Source organism: Actinomadura sp. ATCC 39365 (genome assembly GCF_054392275.1).
On the sequence record NZ_CP184335.1, the window covers coordinates 9,202,087 to 9,218,040 of the forward strand.

12 protein-coding genes and 1 pseudogene are annotated in these 15,954 nt (G+C 72.7%); 9 read left to right on the forward strand and 4 right to left on the reverse strand.

The features are described 5' to 3' along the window. Positions 1-163 precede the first annotated feature (163 nt). From ACNF49_RS44355 to ACNF49_RS44380, 6 genes and pseudogenes are all read left to right on the forward strand, one after another. Complete coding sequence (locus ACNF49_RS44355) at positions 164-1,453, forward strand: ABC transporter substrate-binding protein (protein WP_482941485.1); 1,290 nt, start codon at positions 164-166, stop codon at positions 1,451-1,453. Then, positions 1,447-2,301, forward strand: coding sequence for a carbohydrate ABC transporter permease (locus tag ACNF49_RS44360; protein ID WP_482941486.1), 855 nt, complete (start codon positions 1,447-1,449; stop codon positions 2,299-2,301). The genes ACNF49_RS44355 and ACNF49_RS44360 overlap by 7 nt, the downstream gene beginning before the upstream one ends. Further along, on the forward strand, positions 2,298-3,116 hold the full coding sequence (locus tag ACNF49_RS44365) for a carbohydrate ABC transporter permease (protein ID WP_357978752.1): 819 nt from the start codon (positions 2,298-2,300) through the stop codon (positions 3,114-3,116). Before ACNF49_RS44360 ends, ACNF49_RS44365 begins: the two co-directional genes overlap by 4 nt. Continuing rightward, positions 3,113-4,102, forward strand: a complete 990-nt coding sequence (locus ACNF49_RS44370; protein ID WP_357978754.1) for a serine hydrolase domain-containing protein — start codon at positions 3,113-3,115, stop codon at positions 4,100-4,102. The genes ACNF49_RS44365 and ACNF49_RS44370 overlap by 4 nt, the downstream gene beginning before the upstream one ends. A gap of 380 nt (positions 4,103-4,482) precedes the next feature. Beyond that, a pseudogene (locus ACNF49_RS44375) lies at positions 4,483-6,263 on the forward strand (family 78 glycoside hydrolase catalytic domain); the annotation flags it as partial. Beyond that, entirely contained in the window at positions 6,264-6,719 is a 456-nt protein-coding gene (locus ACNF49_RS44380) for an alpha-L-rhamnosidase C-terminal domain-containing protein (protein WP_482945668.1), read from the forward strand. Between the two features lie 3 nt (positions 6,720-6,722). Here the strand turns inward: ACNF49_RS44380 and ACNF49_RS44385 are convergent, their stop codons facing one another. The 4 genes from ACNF49_RS44385 to ACNF49_RS44400 form a co-directional block, all read right to left on the reverse strand. Beyond that, positions 6,723-8,057, reverse strand: a complete 1,335-nt coding sequence (locus ACNF49_RS44385; protein ID WP_357978758.1) for a Dyp-type peroxidase — start codon at positions 8,055-8,057, stop codon at positions 6,723-6,725. A 10-nt stretch (positions 8,058-8,067) separates the two neighbouring features. Next, on the reverse strand, positions 8,068-9,087 hold the full coding sequence (locus ACNF49_RS44390) for a hypothetical protein (RefSeq protein ID WP_357978760.1): 1,020 nt from the start codon (positions 9,085-9,087) through the stop codon (positions 8,068-8,070). Between the two features lie 26 nt (positions 9,088-9,113). Beyond that, a complete protein-coding gene (locus tag ACNF49_RS44395; RefSeq protein WP_357978762.1) occupies positions 9,114-9,647 on the reverse strand; it encodes a hypothetical protein in 534 nt (177 codons plus the stop codon). Positions 9,648-9,753: 106 nt separating this feature from the next. Continuing rightward, complete coding sequence (locus tag ACNF49_RS44400) at positions 9,754-10,704, reverse strand: acyl-CoA desaturase (protein WP_482941487.1); 951 nt, start codon at positions 10,702-10,704, stop codon at positions 9,754-9,756. A 217-nt stretch (positions 10,705-10,921) separates the two neighbouring features. Between ACNF49_RS44400 and ACNF49_RS44405 the strand changes: the two genes are divergently transcribed. From ACNF49_RS44405 to ACNF49_RS44415, 3 genes are read left to right on the forward strand one after another with little or no spacing between them, the layout of a single operon-like run. Beyond that, positions 10,922-12,214 (forward strand): cytochrome P450, encoded by a 1,293-nt coding sequence (locus ACNF49_RS44405; RefSeq protein WP_482941488.1) that lies wholly within the window; start codon positions 10,922-10,924, stop codon positions 12,212-12,214. A gap of 2 nt (positions 12,215-12,216) precedes the next feature. After that, complete coding sequence (locus ACNF49_RS44410) at positions 12,217-14,397, forward strand: peroxidase family protein (RefSeq protein ID WP_482941489.1); 2,181 nt, start codon at positions 12,217-12,219, stop codon at positions 14,395-14,397. Further along, on the forward strand, positions 14,394-15,947 hold the full coding sequence (locus tag ACNF49_RS44415; protein ID WP_482941490.1) for an alpha/beta hydrolase family protein: 1,554 nt from the start codon (positions 14,394-14,396) through the stop codon (positions 15,945-15,947). Before ACNF49_RS44410 ends, ACNF49_RS44415 begins: the two co-directional genes overlap by 4 nt. Positions 15,948-15,954: the final 7 nt, after the last annotated feature.

A 15,954-nucleotide genomic window follows, 5' to 3' on the forward strand; every position in this document is an offset into this window, starting at 1 on the left:
TCGTCACACGCCGTCCTTTTGGGTTCTCGTAGAACGAACTACACACTTTGCTGGAAGCAGAGGCTAGCCCTCTACCACTCCTCAGGTCCACCCCTTGACGGAGGTTTCGATCTTGCCGTAGAACGTTCTACACATTCTCCCCCACATGAACAGGAGCACGAGCGTGAGAGCACCAACTCGTCCGCTCGGCGCGGCGATAGGCGCCGTCCTCGCCCTGTCCCTCTCCGGCTGCGGGTCCACCGCCCCCGAGGGGACCGGTCAGGTGAAGCTGACCCTCTGGCACAACAGCGCGGACCCGGCGCCGCTGCTGGAGATGTACAAGAAGTTCGAGAAGCAGTCCGGCCACAAGATCGAGCTCGTGTCCATCCCGTCCGACGGTTTCGAGGACACCACCCAGACCAAGTGGGCCACCGGCGAGCGTCCGGACGTCCTGGAGTACCACGCGACGGTGAGCGGCCTGCTCGCCCTCAACCCGACCGAGAACCTGCGCGACCTGACCGGCGAGGCGTACATCGCCAGGTCCGGCGACCTCTACCAGGCCGCCGGGGCCGTGGGCGGCAAGGTCTACGCCGCCATCACCGGCTTCCCCCAGGTCTTCGGCCTCTACTACAACAAGAAGGTCTTCACCAAGGCCGGGCTGACCCCGCCCGCCAACTTCACCGAGCTGGCCGCCGCCTGCCCCAAGCTCAAGGCCGCCGGAGTCACGCCGGTCTTCGAGTCGGGCGGCTCGATCTGGCCCGTGCAGATCCTGCCCATCCTCTACCTGGCCGGCGCCAACCAGGCCAACGCCTACGGCAAGGCCATCGCCGGCCACAGCAGCACGCTGGCCGACCCCGGCTCGCCCTTCGTCGCCGGCCTGACCGCCTACGCCAAGCTGAAGGCCGACGGCTGCTTCAACAAGGACATCGTCACCGCCAAGTTCGAGGACTCGATGAAGGCCCTGGTGACCGGCGAGGCCGCCATGGTCGCCCAGCACTCCGACATGCTCCCGGCGCTGCTCGCGGCCGCCGGCGGCGACCAGAAGGCCGTGGACGAGTCCGTCGGCTTCGTCGGCCTGTCCAGCGACAAGCCGGTGGTGACCTACGCGCCCGGCCCCATCGGCACGTTCTACCTGCCCAAGACCGGCGACACGGCGCGCGAGAAGGCCGCGCTCGACTTCGTGCGCTTCATGACCGGCCCGGCCTACGCCGAGTACATCGCCGCGTCCAAGACCTTCCCGGTGCTCAAGGACGTGCCCGATCCGCAGGGCGTCTCCTCCGTGCTGCAGGACGTCAAGAAGGCGTACGACACCGGCGCCGTCATCGCCTTCAACTCCGACATCCCCGGCATGGGCGGGCTGGCCCAGCTCATGTCCGAGCTGATCGCCGGGCAGAAGGACCCGCAGAAGGCGGCGACCCAGCTCCAGGGCCAGGTCGAGCAGGCGGCCAAGGCGGCAGGGCTGCCCGGATGGTGATGCGGAACAGGGCGGCCTGGCTGCCGTGGGCGCTGCCCGCGATCGTGCTGGTCACGGTCTTCTTCGTCGCCCCGTTCCTGCTCAACGTGCGGTTCGCGTTCTCCTCTTGGACGAGCTTCCGGGCCGAGATCACCTGGAACGGGCTGGAGAACGTCCGCACGCTGATCGACCAGGACCTGCTGGCCAACGCGGTCACCGTGACCGTGCTGTACGCGATCCTGTGCATGGCGATCCAGAACACGGTCAGCCTCTCGCTGGCCCTGGCCCTCCAGCGGACCAGCGGGATCAACACCGTCTTCCGCTCGGCGTTCTTCCTGCCGACGCTCATCTCGCCGCTGGCCGCCGGCTACATCTGGCGCGGGCTGCTGGCCCCAGACGGGGCGATCAACTCCTTCCTCGGCATCGAGTGGGCGTGGCTGGGCGAACCGGCCACCGCGCTGGTGGTGGTCGCGTTCATCGACGCGTGGAAGTGGAGCGGGCTGATCACCCTGGTCTACATCGCGGGCCTCAACTCCATCCCCAAGTCGCTGCTGGAGTCGGCGACCGTGGACGGCGCCGGCCCGTGGACCCGGCTGCGCCGGGTGGTGTTCCCGATGCTCGCCCCGGCGCTGACCTTCAACGTGGCGGTCACGCTGGTGGGCGCGCTCAGCGCGTACGACGTGATCGCCGCCACCACCGGCGGCGGCCCCGGCGACCACACGCGCGCCCTGAACGTGGTGATGCGCCAGCAATGGGGACAGGGCTTCTTCGGCTCGGCCAGCGCGCTGGGGTTCACCGTGACGCTGCTGGTGATCGCGACCGCCGTGCCCCTGGTGTGGTGGCTGCGGCGCAGGGAGGTGGCGGGATGAGAGCGGCGCTCAAGTACGCGGCGCTGACGCTCTTCGCGGTCCCGTGGGTGCTCGTGCCCGTCTGGCTCGTGGTCGTCAACTCCTTCAAGCCCGCGGGCGAGGCCGCCGAGCTGGGCCTCGGCCTGCCCAGGACGTGGGCGATCGCCGAGAACTACGGCATCGTGCTCGACCGGGGCGGCTACCTGACCGGGCTGCTCAACAGCCTCAAGGTGACCGTGCCGATCGTCATCGCGGTGGTGCTGCTCGGCGCGGCGGCGGCGTGGGCGTTCGGGCGCAGCCGGTCGCGGTGGCTGCAGGCGGCCTACTTCGTGATGGGGCTGTCGATCCTGCTGCCGCCGTCCATCATCCCGACCGTCTACCTGCTGCGCGCCCTGTCGCTGGACGGCGGCTCGCTCGGCTACGTGCTGACGATGACCGGCTGCCGCCTGGGCGTCGTGATCTTCCTGGCCACCGGGTTCGTCCGGGCGTTCCCGCCCGACCTGGAGCAGGCCGCCGCCATCGACGGCGCCTCGCGTCCGCAGGTGTTCGTGCGCATCCTGCTGCCGCTGCTGCGGCCGGTGCTGTTCGTCGGCGGCGTGATCCTGATCATCAACGTCTGGAACGACTTCTTCTTCGCCCTCTTCCTGCTCCAGGGCAGCGCGAACGCCACGCTGCCGCTGAGCCTGTTCCAGTTCGCCTCCGGCACCCTGCAGAGCCTGAACTGGAACCTCGTCTTCGCCCACGTCCTGCTCACCACGCTGCCCCTGGTGGCGGTGTACGCCGTCGCGCAGAAGCGCGTCCTGGCCGGCCTCACGGAAGGTGCACTGAAGGGATGACCACGCACGACATCGCGCTCGACTGGGTCAGGCGCGAGATCAAGGAGGGGCGGCTGCCGTGCGCGGTGTTCGGCGCCGCGACCTCCGACGGGATCCAGGTGCTGGAGGCGTTCGGCACCCACGACGGCCGCGGGACCAGGACCGACGACCACTTCGCGCTGTTCTCGGTGACCAAGCCGCTGATGGGCCTGCTGGCCCTGCGCCAGGTCGAACGCGGATTGTTGTCGCTGCGCCGCCCGCTGCGGGACGTGCTGCCGAACTTCGCCCGGCCCGACGTGACGCTCTGGCACCTGCTGACCCACACCGGCGGCATCGCCGAGCAGACGCTGACGCCCGACGACCTGGTGGAGCACCTCGTCACCGCGCCGTCGTTGTTCGAGGCGGGCACCCTCAGCCACTACTCCAACCTGGCCTTCGCCGGGATCGCGGAGATGGTCCGCGACGTCACCGGCCGCGACGTGGCCGAGCTGGTCGACTCCGACCTGAACACGCTGGTGCCGGGCGGCGGGCGGATCACGTTCGACCCGGCGTGCGAGGCGGCCGAGGTGCACGGCCTCGAACTGCTCGGGCCCGGCTTCGACTTCGACGCGTTCGTCCGGCTCCGCCACCCGGCGGGCGCGCTGTTCTCCCGCGCCGAGGACCTGCTGGCGCTGGGCGGGGCGCTGCTGCGCGGCGACCGCGCGCTGGTCCACCCGACCACCCTGGCCGCCATGACGACCCCGCAGACGACCGGCCTGGTCAAGCTGCAGCCCGACCCGGTCAACGCCGGGCAGGATTGGGGGCTCACCTGGAACCTGCGCCACTCGGCCCCCGGGCTGCTGGAACGCCGGCTGTACGGGCACGGCGGCGCCTCGGGCTGCCAGTGGTGGATGTACCCGGAGCAGGACGCGTGCTTCGTGCTGCTGATCAACGTGATGGCGCCGAGCCTGTCCGGCGTCGACGTCGACGGCCTGCACAACGCCTTCACCACCGGGCTCGATGCGTGAACCGGGACTCGGGGGTGCTCGACGTGCAGGTCTCGGGTGCGCAGACGCCCTACATCCGGCCGGCCCCGGCCGGTGCGCGGGCGGGCCTGACGTGCGGTCTGGCGGATCCGGTGGGCGTGGACGAGCCGTCGCCCCGCCTGTCGTGGGACGCCCGGACGACCGCGGAATCCACCGTGGTGCTGTCCGCGGACGGGCGCGAGGTGTGGCGGTCCTCCGTGCCCGCCGGTTCGCACGGCGTGGACGTGCCGGACGAGCTGCTGGCGCCGCTGACCCCGTACACGTGGGAGGTGGCGGGGCAGGCGGCGGGCGCGTTCACCACGGGCCTGCGGGCGCGCGGCGCATGGGACGCGCCCTGGCTGCCGGGCGATCCCGAGGCGGCGGTGAGCCTGCGCGGGTCGTTCAGCTGGCGTCCCGCTCCGGCACGCGCCTGGCTGGCCGCCACCGCGCTCGGCGTCTACCGGGCGCTGCTCAACGGCGCGCGGCTGGGCGAGGAGGAGCTGGCCCCCGGCTGGACCGACTACGGCCACCGGACGCGCTACCGGCTGCTGGAGCTCACGGAACTCCTGGTGCCCGGCGAGAACGAGCTGGAGTTGTGGCTGGCTCCCGGCTGGTACGCCGGTCACGTCGCCGGCGGCGGCCCGCGCCGCTACGGTGACCGGCCCGCGGCCAGCGCCCAGGTGCTCGTGCGGGACGACGACGGCCCGCGCCGCGTGTTCGCCACGGACGCGGCCTGGACCCGGCGGGACCTCGGCCGCCCGCGCGCCGACCTGGTGATGGGCGAGACCGTCCAGGCTCCTTCCGAGGGGACCGGACCGGCCGGGACGACCGCCGCGCCGGAGATCCTGGTGGAGGCCGACCCCGCTCCCCCGGTCCGGGTGATCGGCACGGTGCCCGCCGTGTCGGTGACCGAGCCCGCGCCGGGCGTCCAGGTGGCCGACTTCGGGCGGAACGTCGTCGGGCGCGTCCGGCTGCACGTGGACGCGCCGGGGCCCGTGCGGATCGTCGTACGGCACGGGGAGGAGCTGACCGCGACCGGGCGGCTCTACACCGACAACCTGCGCACCGCGGACCAGCGTGACGAGTTCGTCCTCGGCCCCGGATCACACGTCGTGGAGCCCGCGTTCACCCTGCACGGGTTCCGCTACGCGGAGGTCACCGGCTGGCCGGGCGCGCTGACGCCGGACGACCTGGAGGCGGTGCTGCTGTCCTCCGCGCTCGCCGTCACCGGCTCGCTGACCGTGAGCGATCCCGCCGTACGGCAGCTCGTCGCCAACATCGGCGCGTCGGCGGACGGCAACCTGGTGAGCGTGCCGACCGACTGCCCCCAGCGCGACGAGCGGACCGGCTGGACGGCCGACATCTCGGTGTTCGGCTCGACGCTCAGCTTCCTGCGGCACACGCAGGCGTTCCTGTCCGGCTGGGTGACGACGCTGATCGACGGGCAGCGGGCCGACGGCGCGGTCCCGCACGTCGCGCCGGTGCTGCCCGAGTACGGCTACGACTCCCCCGTCTGGTCCGACGCGCTGGTCGAGGTGCCGTGGCTGCTGTGGCGGCGCTACGGCGACGACCGCACGTTGCGCCGCGCGTACGACCCGATGCGGCGGTGGGCCGGCTACTGCCTGGCGCAGTCCGACGACGGCCTCAGGCCGGGCCGGGCGCTGGGCGACTGGCTGGCCCCCGGCACGGTGGAGACGCCCAGGAGCCTCATCGCCACCGCCGCCCTGGCCCGCAGCCTCCGCCTGATCGCGCACACGGCCGCCGTGCTCGGCGAGCCGCACGCCCCCGAGTACGACGAGGCCGCCGCCCGCGTGTCGGACGCCTTCCGGCGGGCCTTCCTCGACGGCCCGAGGCTGCGCACCGAGACGCAGACCGGCTACGCCGTCGCCCTGGCCTGGGATCTCGTCCGTCCGGAGGACCGCGCCGCGGCGGCGCGGGCGCTGGCCGACCTGGTCCGCGCCGACGGGCACCGGCTCATGACGGGCTTCGTCGGCACCCCCTGCTGCTGCCGGTGTTGTCGGAGACCGGCCACCACGACCTGGCGTGCCGGATCTTCAACCAGGAGGGCTACCCGTCCTGGCGCTACCAGCTCCGCGCCGGGGCGACCACCATGTGGGAACGCTGGGACGCCTGGCACCACCGGCACGGCCTGCAGACGCCGGCCATGAACTCCTTCAACCACTACGCCTACGGCTGCGTGGGCGACTGGCTGTTCCGGCACGTGGCCGGCCTGGGCGACGACCCGCGCGGTACGGGCGGCGGGTTCGGCGAGCTGCTGCTGCGTCCGGGTCCCGTCCCGCTGCTGCGCCAGGCGCACGCCCGGTACGCGAGCGCGTCGGGGGCCGTCGAGTCGGGCTGGCGGGCCGGGCCCGACGGGGTGCAGTTCACCTTCGCCGTCCCGGAGGGCGTGACCGCCCGCGCGGTGCTGCCCGTACGCGGCGCCTGGGACGGGATGACCGTCAACGGCACCTTCCTCATGGGCCTGAACGAGCAGCTGCCGACCACCAGGCTGGCCGACGGCGGCTGCGCCCTCGACCTGCCGCCGGGCCGCTGGTCGTTCACCGCCCCCGCCGCCGCCACGTCCCACCTGCTCCAGGAGTGGGACGACCTGGGCCGGTGAACGTCAATCGGCGAGGTCGCCGAGCCAGCGCAGGGCGGTCAGGCTCGGCATGAAGCCGTATTCGCCGCCGCGCGTGACGACGAACCGGGGCAGGGACTCCAGACGCCGCCGTACGGGACGCCGGGGGACGGTGAACTCGCCGGAGCCGTCGGCGGAGCCGGTCAGGGGATCCCTGGCCGGGCCCGCGCCGAAGAAGACGCCGTCGTTCAGCCATTCGGTCTGGACGAACTCGAACTGCCGCCCGAGATGGGCGCCGACGAAGGCGAACATCAGCCCCCGGTCGGCGCCGTCGTCGTCCAGGACGCCGTCGGGCAGCGGCGGCCCGTAGACGGTGCCGCGCCTGATCATGCGGTGCAGCCTCGGGACGCCGGCCACCGCCGCGTCCCGGGGGTTGGCCCGGCGGATGTGGCAGCCGCCGGGCGTGGTGAAGCCGGCGGGGTCGTCCCGCTGGTACAGGAAGGCGTTGCGGCGGGCGGCGTCGGCGCCGAGGCCGGGGTCGTCGTGCAGCGGGCTGAGCGCCAGCGGCGCGCCGCTGCGCCAGCGACCCATGATCTTCGCGGCCAGCAGCTCCTCGTCCTGCGGATCGGTGGAGTTGTCCCTGAGGTAGCGCCGGAACAGCGCGACCCGCTGGTGCAGCTTGCGGATCGCCACGTAGGTGCCGTTGCGTCCCAGCTCGTCGGGCTGGGGGATCTGGACGCCGCCCAGCTCGTCGGGGTGGCCGAGCACGAACTCCCCCGCCTTGAGCGGCGTCTCCAGGGGGTTGGACCCGGCGATGCCGCTGCCCTCGACGGCGGGATGGCTGACGCCGTCGCGGTAGCCGAAGGGTTCGGTCTCGGTGGGCAGGGCGTGGCAGTTCTGCCGCCAGATCGCCGTCACGCCCGGCAGTGCGTCGTAGGCGGGGCGGGCGCGTTCGATCGCGGCCTGCAGGCGCGCGTTGTCGGGCGCGAGCGCCGCCAGCACCACGTGCACGTCCGGTGTGCCGAGCGGGCGCTCCCAGCGGTCGGGGCCGCTGTCCCCGGTGTCCCCCAGGGCGGCGGCGCGTGCGGCCATGCCCTGCCGGAACTCCCACGCGAACGTCTCCAGCGACCGCCGGGGCACGCCGAGGGCCTTCAGCCCCTGGTAGGTGAGCGCGACGCTGACCCACGTCTCCCCCAGCGGGCTCACCGGGCCGGCGGCGGAGGTCACCACGGCGCTCACCCGCCGCATCAGTTCCCGGCCCTGCGCGCGGTCGTCGATGCGGAACAGCAGGTACGTCGCCGCGTACGGGGTCGGCCGCGCGCTGAGCACCCCGCGTTGGATGTCGTCCAGGCCGAGCATGGCCGGAGCGTGTTCGTTCACCGGATCTCGCTCACGTGGCTCTGACGAGGTTGTTCCAGAAGGCGCGCAGGCTGTCGTCGACGCCGAACAGCGAGCTGAAGATCGTGGAGTCGGCGAGGATCACGTCCCCGGCCCGGTCGCCGCGCGGTGGCAGCCACAGGAACATGTTGAACTCGGTGTTCCCCGCCTCGACGAACGGGTGCGGCGGCCTGGTCAGGTCGATCGGCTGCCGGCCCAGCACCCGGACGGCGTCCGGGTCGTCGGTGGTCACGGCGTAGTGGGGAAGGTGCATGTGGAAGTTGAAGTGGGACACCCCGGCCAGCCATCCCCTGGTGTCCAGGTCCCTGGCGACGGTCAGCGGGGCGTTCGTGCCCGCGTCCGTCACCGCGGGACGCAGCCCGTACCGGTTCTCCACCGGCACCCCCAGGCCCGCCATGAGTGACCGGGTGTACCTGCCGAACCGCTGCTGGCGGGGCACGAGCGCGTCGCCGTGATGGTGGTACTCCACGTCGCGGACGGCCATGTCGCCGGTCGCGCCGACGTCATGATGCGGCCCCAGGGCCAGGCAGGTCCCCTCGCGGGTGAGGAACGCGCGCACCGCCTCGATCTCCGCGGCCGTGGCCTCCTGCCCGGTGATCATGTGGTCCAGCCCCCACACGAACAGGGTGTCGGTGTCGGCCAGCACCCGCTCGTCCAGCGGGGTGTGGAAGCCGGCCTGGTCGACCCGCTGGTACACCGGCACCGGGTACCCGGTGACCTCGTGGACGAACCGCTGGAAGGGCAGCCAGCCCCAGAAGAACAGCTCCAGGCCGCCCGCGATGCCCTGCTGGAAGCGCAGCGGGTCGGACCACTGCGGATCCTCGTAGGCCGGCCACTGGACGCGGCGCACCTCGGTCATCGTGGAGAACCGGTTGTCCAGACCGGCCACGTCCTGGCCCGCCTCGGCCGGATAGCTCCAGGCGACGTAGATGCTCACCCGCCGCCGGCCGGGGGCGTACGGGCGCGGCACGTGGTCCTGGTTGTAGGTGCGTGCCGTCTTCGGCTCACTCATCTGATCTCCTGCGCCGTCCGGGGCCGTCACTGCAGCTGGTCGAGCATGTCCGACAGGGCGCTCTTGATCCGCAGAGCCTTCTTGATCTCGTCGGCGGTGACGTACGGGTACTCGCCGTACTCGATGAAGCTGGGGCAGTGATGCGCGCGGACGAACCGGACGAACGCCTCGGGGTTGGTCTTCCAGTCCTCGGGGAAACCTTCGAGGTTCTCGAACACCGTGTTCACCCCCGCCCGGGTGAACAGCGCGATGGCGTCTTCGGTGTACTTGTCGAAGTCGGTGTCGAAGATCCCCTGGTACATGAAGCGGGTGTCGTCGTCGAACAGCACCCAGCGCAGGTAGTGCAGCTTCAGGGGGGCCAGCAGGCCGGGGTCGTCCCGCAGCGCCTCGGCGAGCGTGTCGCCGTAGCCCCGGATGGCGTCGGCCCGGCCGGGCTTGACCCCGGCGATGATGGTGAAGCCGTAACACGCGGGGCCGCGCGGGAAGACGGGCCCGTACTTGCCCTGTTCCAGGTGGCCGGTCTCCTTCGGGATGACGACCGCCTGCGGCGTGATCTCCATGACCGTCCTCTCCGACGTCGTGCTCGTGGGAGGAAGGCTGAAGCGACCCGACTGACGCCATCGTCCCATACGGGGGTGGCGCGTCGCGGTATCCCGGCCGCCCGTGTCAGTGCGAGGAGCCGGGGACGCGCTCGGCGCGGCGGGCCGTGAGGCGGTCGGGGGCCGGCCAGCGCACGGCGTGGGCCCAGCCCGCCCGCTCGAACCAGCGGATCAGCCGCGCGCTGGGGTCGAGCTGGCCCTTCAGCACGCCGTGCCGGGCGCAGGTGGGGTCGACGTGGTGCCAGTTGTGCCAGCCTTCGCCGAGCGTCAGCATCGCCACCCACCACACGTTGGACGAACGGTCCCTGGTGCGGAACGGGCGGTCGCCGAAGGTGTGGGCGATCGAGTTCACCGACCACGTGACGTGGTGCACGACGGCGTAGCGGACCAGGCCGCCCCACAGGAGCCCGCTCCACGCGCCCGCCCACGACATCGACCAGAGCCCGCCGGCGGCGGCCGGCAGCACGAACGACAGCAGCACGACCGCCGGGTAGGCGGCGTCGAAGCGGCGCACGTCCGGGTCGGCCAGCAGGTCGGGCACCCAGTGCCGGCGGCTGGAGCGCTGACGGGCCGTGTAGAACCAGCCGATGTGGGCGTGCAGCATGCCGCGCAGCAGGGCCGGGCCGCTGTCGCCGTAGCGCCATGGCGAGTGCGGGTCGCCCTCGCGGTCGGCGTACTTGTGGTGGCGGCGGTGCTCGGCGGCCCACAGGGTGAGGGGGCCCTCGACGGCCACGCCGCCGGCCAGCATGAGCGCGATGCGCAGCGCCCGGTTGGCCCTGAAGGCGCGGTGGGTGAACAGGCGGTGGTAGCCGATGGCGATGCCGAAGATGCTCACCAGGTACATCACGACTGCGATGGCCAGGTCGCGCGGGCCGATGCCCCACCCCCAGGCCGCCGGAACCGCGAGGGCCAGCAGCACCACGGGCAGGACGACCAGGACGACCAGATAGGCGGTGCGGCGGCCGGTGGTGACCGTCACCGTCTCCGCCGTGCCCGGCTGCGGCAGGGGTGACGTCACGTTTCCTCCCATGAGCGGTACAGGTCGATCAGGCTCCTTATTCAATGACCAGGCCCATGGACTGCGGCAATGTCCTGACAGTGACGGAGTCATTACCGTGAGGCACCAAAACAATGCACTCGGTTGTCATGAAGAAAGGCTGTGGCGCCTCCCTAGATTGTGATTGCGCAAAGTGATCATCCCTGTGCGCTCCGATATCAGGCGGAAGGTCCACGGAATGGGTGCTGTCGATCAGGCGACCACGGGCGGCTATCTGGAGAGGTACGACCAGGCGCTGGCCAAAGACCCGATATCGGCGTTCGGCCTGGTCCGGGAGTGGATGCGGACCGAGTGGCGGAGCCTGTTCGCCGAGCTGCGCGAGCGGCGTCCGGTCTTCGTCACCCCCGCCTTCACGGTCGTGACCCGCTTCGCCGACGTGACCGAGGTGCTCGCCCACGAGCAGGTCTTCTCCGTCCGCGCCTTCGGTCCCCGCCTCGACGCCGCGCTGGGCGGCCCGTTCATGCTGGGCCGGGACGCCACGCCGATGAACTGGCGGGAGAAGGGCCTGATGCAGCTCATGCTCGCCCCGGAGGACGCGGCCGGCGTGCGCGAGCTGACCGGCCGCCTGGCCGACGAGCTGCTCGACGCCGCCGGGCCCGGCGGGCGCCTGGAGGCGGTCGAAGGGCTGTTCCGCCCTGTCGCCCTCGGCGTGTGCGCGCGCTATTTCGGCGTTCCCGGCCCCGACCCGGTGACCCTGGGCCGCTGGACGCGGGCGATCGTCGCCGACGGCTTCGCCAACTTCCTCGGCGACCCCGAGCTCCAGGCGGCGTCCGTCAAGGCGGGCGCCGAGCTGGTCGGGCACCTGCGTGACCTGCTCACCGAGCACCGGGCCACGCTGCGCGCCGGCCGGGACCTCCCCGACGACGTCTTCGCCCGTCTGGTCCGCACGTCCCCGCCCGCCGTGGCCGACGACCGCATCGTGATCAACATGGCCGGGCTGCCGCTGGGTTTCGTGGAGAGCGCGCCGGGGGCCATGGTCGAGGCGGTCGAGCAGCTCCTGCTGCGCCCGCGGGTGCTGGCGGAGGCGACGGCCGTCGCCGGGGACCCCGGGCGGTTCGACCCGTACGTCTGGGAGGCCCTGCGGTTCAGCCCGTTCTTCAAGCTGCTTCCCCGGCTGTGCGAGCGCGACCACGTGCTGGCCGCCGGCACGCCGCGCAGCACGGTGATCCCGGCGGGCACGTTCGTGCTCGCGGCGCCGGCCTCCGCCATGTTCGACGCGGCCGTGGTGCCGGAGCCCGGCGAGTTCCGCCTCGACCGTCCCCGTCACCATCAGCTGTTCTTCGGCTCCGGTCATCACGCCTGCCTCGGCGTGCACGTGGCCGAGGTGGTGATCGCCGAGACCGTACGCCGCCTGCTGCTGCGTCCGGGCGTACGGCTGCTGCCGCCGCCGGAGGGCCGGGTGGAGCGGTCACTCGGGATCTTCCCCGACACCTTCGCCCTCGGGCTCGGCACCGGCGCGCGGGAAGGCTGACGATGGCGGCGAGCCGAGCACGCAGCATCGCCACGGACGGCCTGTCCAACCGGCTCAGGTTCCTGGCCCTGACCCACGGCCGGCCCCTCTGGGACCTGCTGCAGAGCAGCCGCCCGGTGCGGCGCCGGATCAACGCCTCGCTGATCGACCACGCGATCCGCGAGATGCCGCCGCGCCCCGAGCCGCTGAGCACCATGGCCGACTACACCTCGTGGGCCTCGCTGACCGACCGCACCTACAGCGGCAGGCACCTGCCTCCGGTCGCCGTCGCCGAAGAGCGGCTGCCCACGCCGGACAGGGCCGCCGACCTGTTCGCCCGCGGCGAGTCCATGATCCCGTGCCCGCGCTCCACGGTGCTCTTCGCGTACTTCGCCCAGTGGTTCACCGACGGCTTCCTGCGCGGCGACGTCAACGTCCCGCGCGACCCGCGCAAGAACAGCTCCAACCACCACATCGACCTCAACCAGGTGTACGGCCTCGACGAGGCGGCGACGGCCGCGCTGCGCGCGTTCGACGGCGGGCTGCTCAAGAGCCAGTCGGTCGAGGGCGGCGAGTTCCCGCCCTACCTGTGCGCGAACGGCAAGATCAAGCCGGAGTTCGCCCCGCTGCGCGTCATCCGCTTCGACCAGCTCTCCGACGCCCAGCGCGACACGCTGTTCGCCACCGGCAGCGACCGGGGCAACGGCCAGATCGGCTTCACCATGCTCACGGTGCTGTTCCTGCGTGAGCACAACAGGGTGGCGCGGCTGCTGGCCCGGGAGAATCCGCGCTGGGACGACGAACGGCTGTTCCAGACCGCCCGCAACATCCTCATCGTGCTGCTGATCAAACTGGTCGTCGAGGAGTACATCAACCACATCACCCCCTACCACTTCCGGTTCGCCCTCGACCCGTGGTTGTCCACGCGGCTCGACCACGCGGCCTGGCACCGGCAGAACTGGGCCTCCGTGGAGTTCAACCTCGTCTACCGGTGGCACAGCCTGGTCCCGTCCCGCCTGTCGGTGGCCGGGCGGGAGCTGCCGATGGCCGAGACCTTCTTCGCCGGCTCGCTGATCCCCGGCCCCGGTCTCGGGCGGCTGTTCGAGGACGCCTCCCGCCAGCGCGCCGGCCGCATCGGCCTGTTCAACACCGACCCCGTGCTGCGCGAGATCGACGTGGCCAGCCTCGCCGACTCCCGGGTGCTCGGCCTGGCCCCGTACAACGGCTACCGCGAGCACTGCCGCTTCCCCCGGGTGCGCGCCTTCGAGCAGATCACCGGCGACCGGCGGGTCAGCGGCGCGCTGCGCGACCTCTACCGCGACGTGGACGACGTCGACCTGTACGTCGGGCTGTTCGCCGAGGAGCCCGGCTCCCCCGACGCGATCCTGCCGCCACTGCTGACCAAGATCATCGCCATCGACGCCTTCTCCCAGGCGCTCACCAACCCGCTGCTGGCGCCGCGGATCTTCAACGCCGCCACGTTCTCCCCCCAGGGCCTGCGTATCATCGCGGCCACGCGCACGCTGTCGGACGTGCTGCGCCGCAACACGCCCGAGGACCCGGCCCCCGCTTCGTCAGCATGTCCCGGCGGGCCCGGCCATGACCGGCGACCACGATCCGGCCGCCGGGCCCCTGCGCGCCCTGGCCCGGGAGCTGGTGGACATCGCGGTCACCATCCACGACGCCGCGTCGCACGCCACGGCCGCGCTGTCCGACGACGCGCTGCTGCGCGCCGTGCCACGCGCTCCCACGGCGGCCGGGCCCGCCTACCGCGCGCTGCTGAGGGTCACGACGAACGGCCGGGGCCTCGGTTACTCGTTCACCGGGGGCCGGCTGGCGACCGCGGCCGCCAAGGCCGGCGCCGTGCTGGGGGCCGAGAGCCTGGCCGTCCGGGTGCTGGCCACGTCGTTGCGGTTGCGCGTGGCGGCGGTGGCGGTCGCCCATCCCGAGCTGACCGAGGATCCCATGCTCGTCCGGCTCATCGAGGCGGCCGCCGCCGACCGCGACGTGGAGGCCGTGCGGGCCCTGCGCGCCCTGCTCAAGGACCGTGGCGCGGTGCGCGCGCTCAGCCAGCTCGCGCCGGTCTTCGGCGAGGTCCTCGGCGCTGCGCGCGCTGCTGGACGAGAACCCGCTCAACGACGCCGCCGCCTGGCTCATCGCGACGGGACGGGGCTTCGCCACCGCCGATCCGCTCTTCGGCGTGAGCAACAGGGCGATCGCCGTCCTCGACGTCGGGGACGGCGCCGCGCGCCGGGTCGAGCTGACCGCGGCCGAGTCGGCCCGGCTGTGCGCGCGCGGGTCGCTGCTCGGCTTCCTGTCCAACATCAGCACGATCGGCACCACCGGACGGGCCCTCCTCCAGAGCATCGAGGGGCCGGATGGCGTGATCCGCCACGTCCTGCACGCGCCGGGCATGCGCGTCGGGCGTCCCGACGGCGAGTCGCCCCAGGACCTGCTCGGCGCGTTCAGCAGCGCCGTCCTGGCCGCCAGCCCCTACAGCCGCGCCCTGGCCCAGGCCGTCGCCGACTACGGGCCGCCGCAGGGCGCCGAGCTGGCGCTGGTCGGGCACAGCGCGGGCGGGGCGGCGATCATGAACCTGGCCCAGGACCCCGCCTTCTGCGCCCGGCACACGGTCACGCACGCCGTCGCCGTCGGCTCGCCCGTCGACTTCAAACGCCCCGCCGACCCGCGCACCTGGGTGGCCAGCGTCACCAACCAGCACGACATCATCCCCACCCTCGACGGGCAGGGCGCCGGCACCTGCTTCGACCTGCACCCCGACTGGTACGTGGTGGACTACAGCGATTCCACCCACATGTTCCCGCAATGCCACAGCATCGAGCGCTACCTCGCCAACCTCACCGACGACCTGCCCGAGGCCCGCGACCTCATCGAGCAGCGGCTCGGCCCGTACCGGGGGCGGGTCGTGCGTTCCCAGGCGTACCTGCTGTTCGACCGTCCGCCCGCGCCGGAGCGGTCGCCCTTCCCGGCCGAGCCCGTCCATGCGGTCGACGGGCCCGAGGGGGCCGTCGAGCTGCCGATCCGGTGCCGCGACGGCGAGGCGCTCACGGCCTGCTTCGCCGTCTGCCCGGCGGCGGTGGCCGGGCTGCTGGCGGGCACGGGGCTAGGTCCCGTCGTACGGGTGGCGGGGCGGGCGCTGGTCGTCGTGCACGCCGCCCGGAACCGGCGCACCGGCGTGGGCGATTACGCGGAGCTGCAGGTGGGCGTCGTGGTGCCGGGGCCGTTCCGGTCGCCGGAGTCCGGCCTGCCGTGGTGGGGCTCCCGCCTGCCCGGCCTGCTGCGGGACGCGGACGCGCGCCGCTGCGGCGGCTTCCTCGTCGGCTCGGCGGTCGACAGCGCGGTCGTCCAGACCCTGGGCGCGCGGTTGTGGGGCGGCGAGACGTACCTGACGGCCCTGGAGCTGCGGCTCGGCGCGCGGTCCGCGCACCTCGCCGCCGACCGGATCCTCACCCTGCGCGGGCGGCTCGGTCCCGGCCTGCCGCTGAACGATCCCGGCCTGGTCGGCTATGCCCGTGAGGGCGGCGCGGTGCTGCGGTCCCGCGTCCGCGCGCGCGGGCGGGCCCGGCTGCACGCGGCACCGTCGCTGCGGCTGGCCGTCGAGCCGCGGTCGGCCCACCCGCTGGCCGATCGGCTGCGCGAGCTCGGCCTCGACGGCGCCCGCCCGCTGCTGTGCCTGTCGGCCACCACCCGCCGGACGCTCCGGGACGCCGCCGTCCCGGTGCCGACGGGCTGACGGAGGA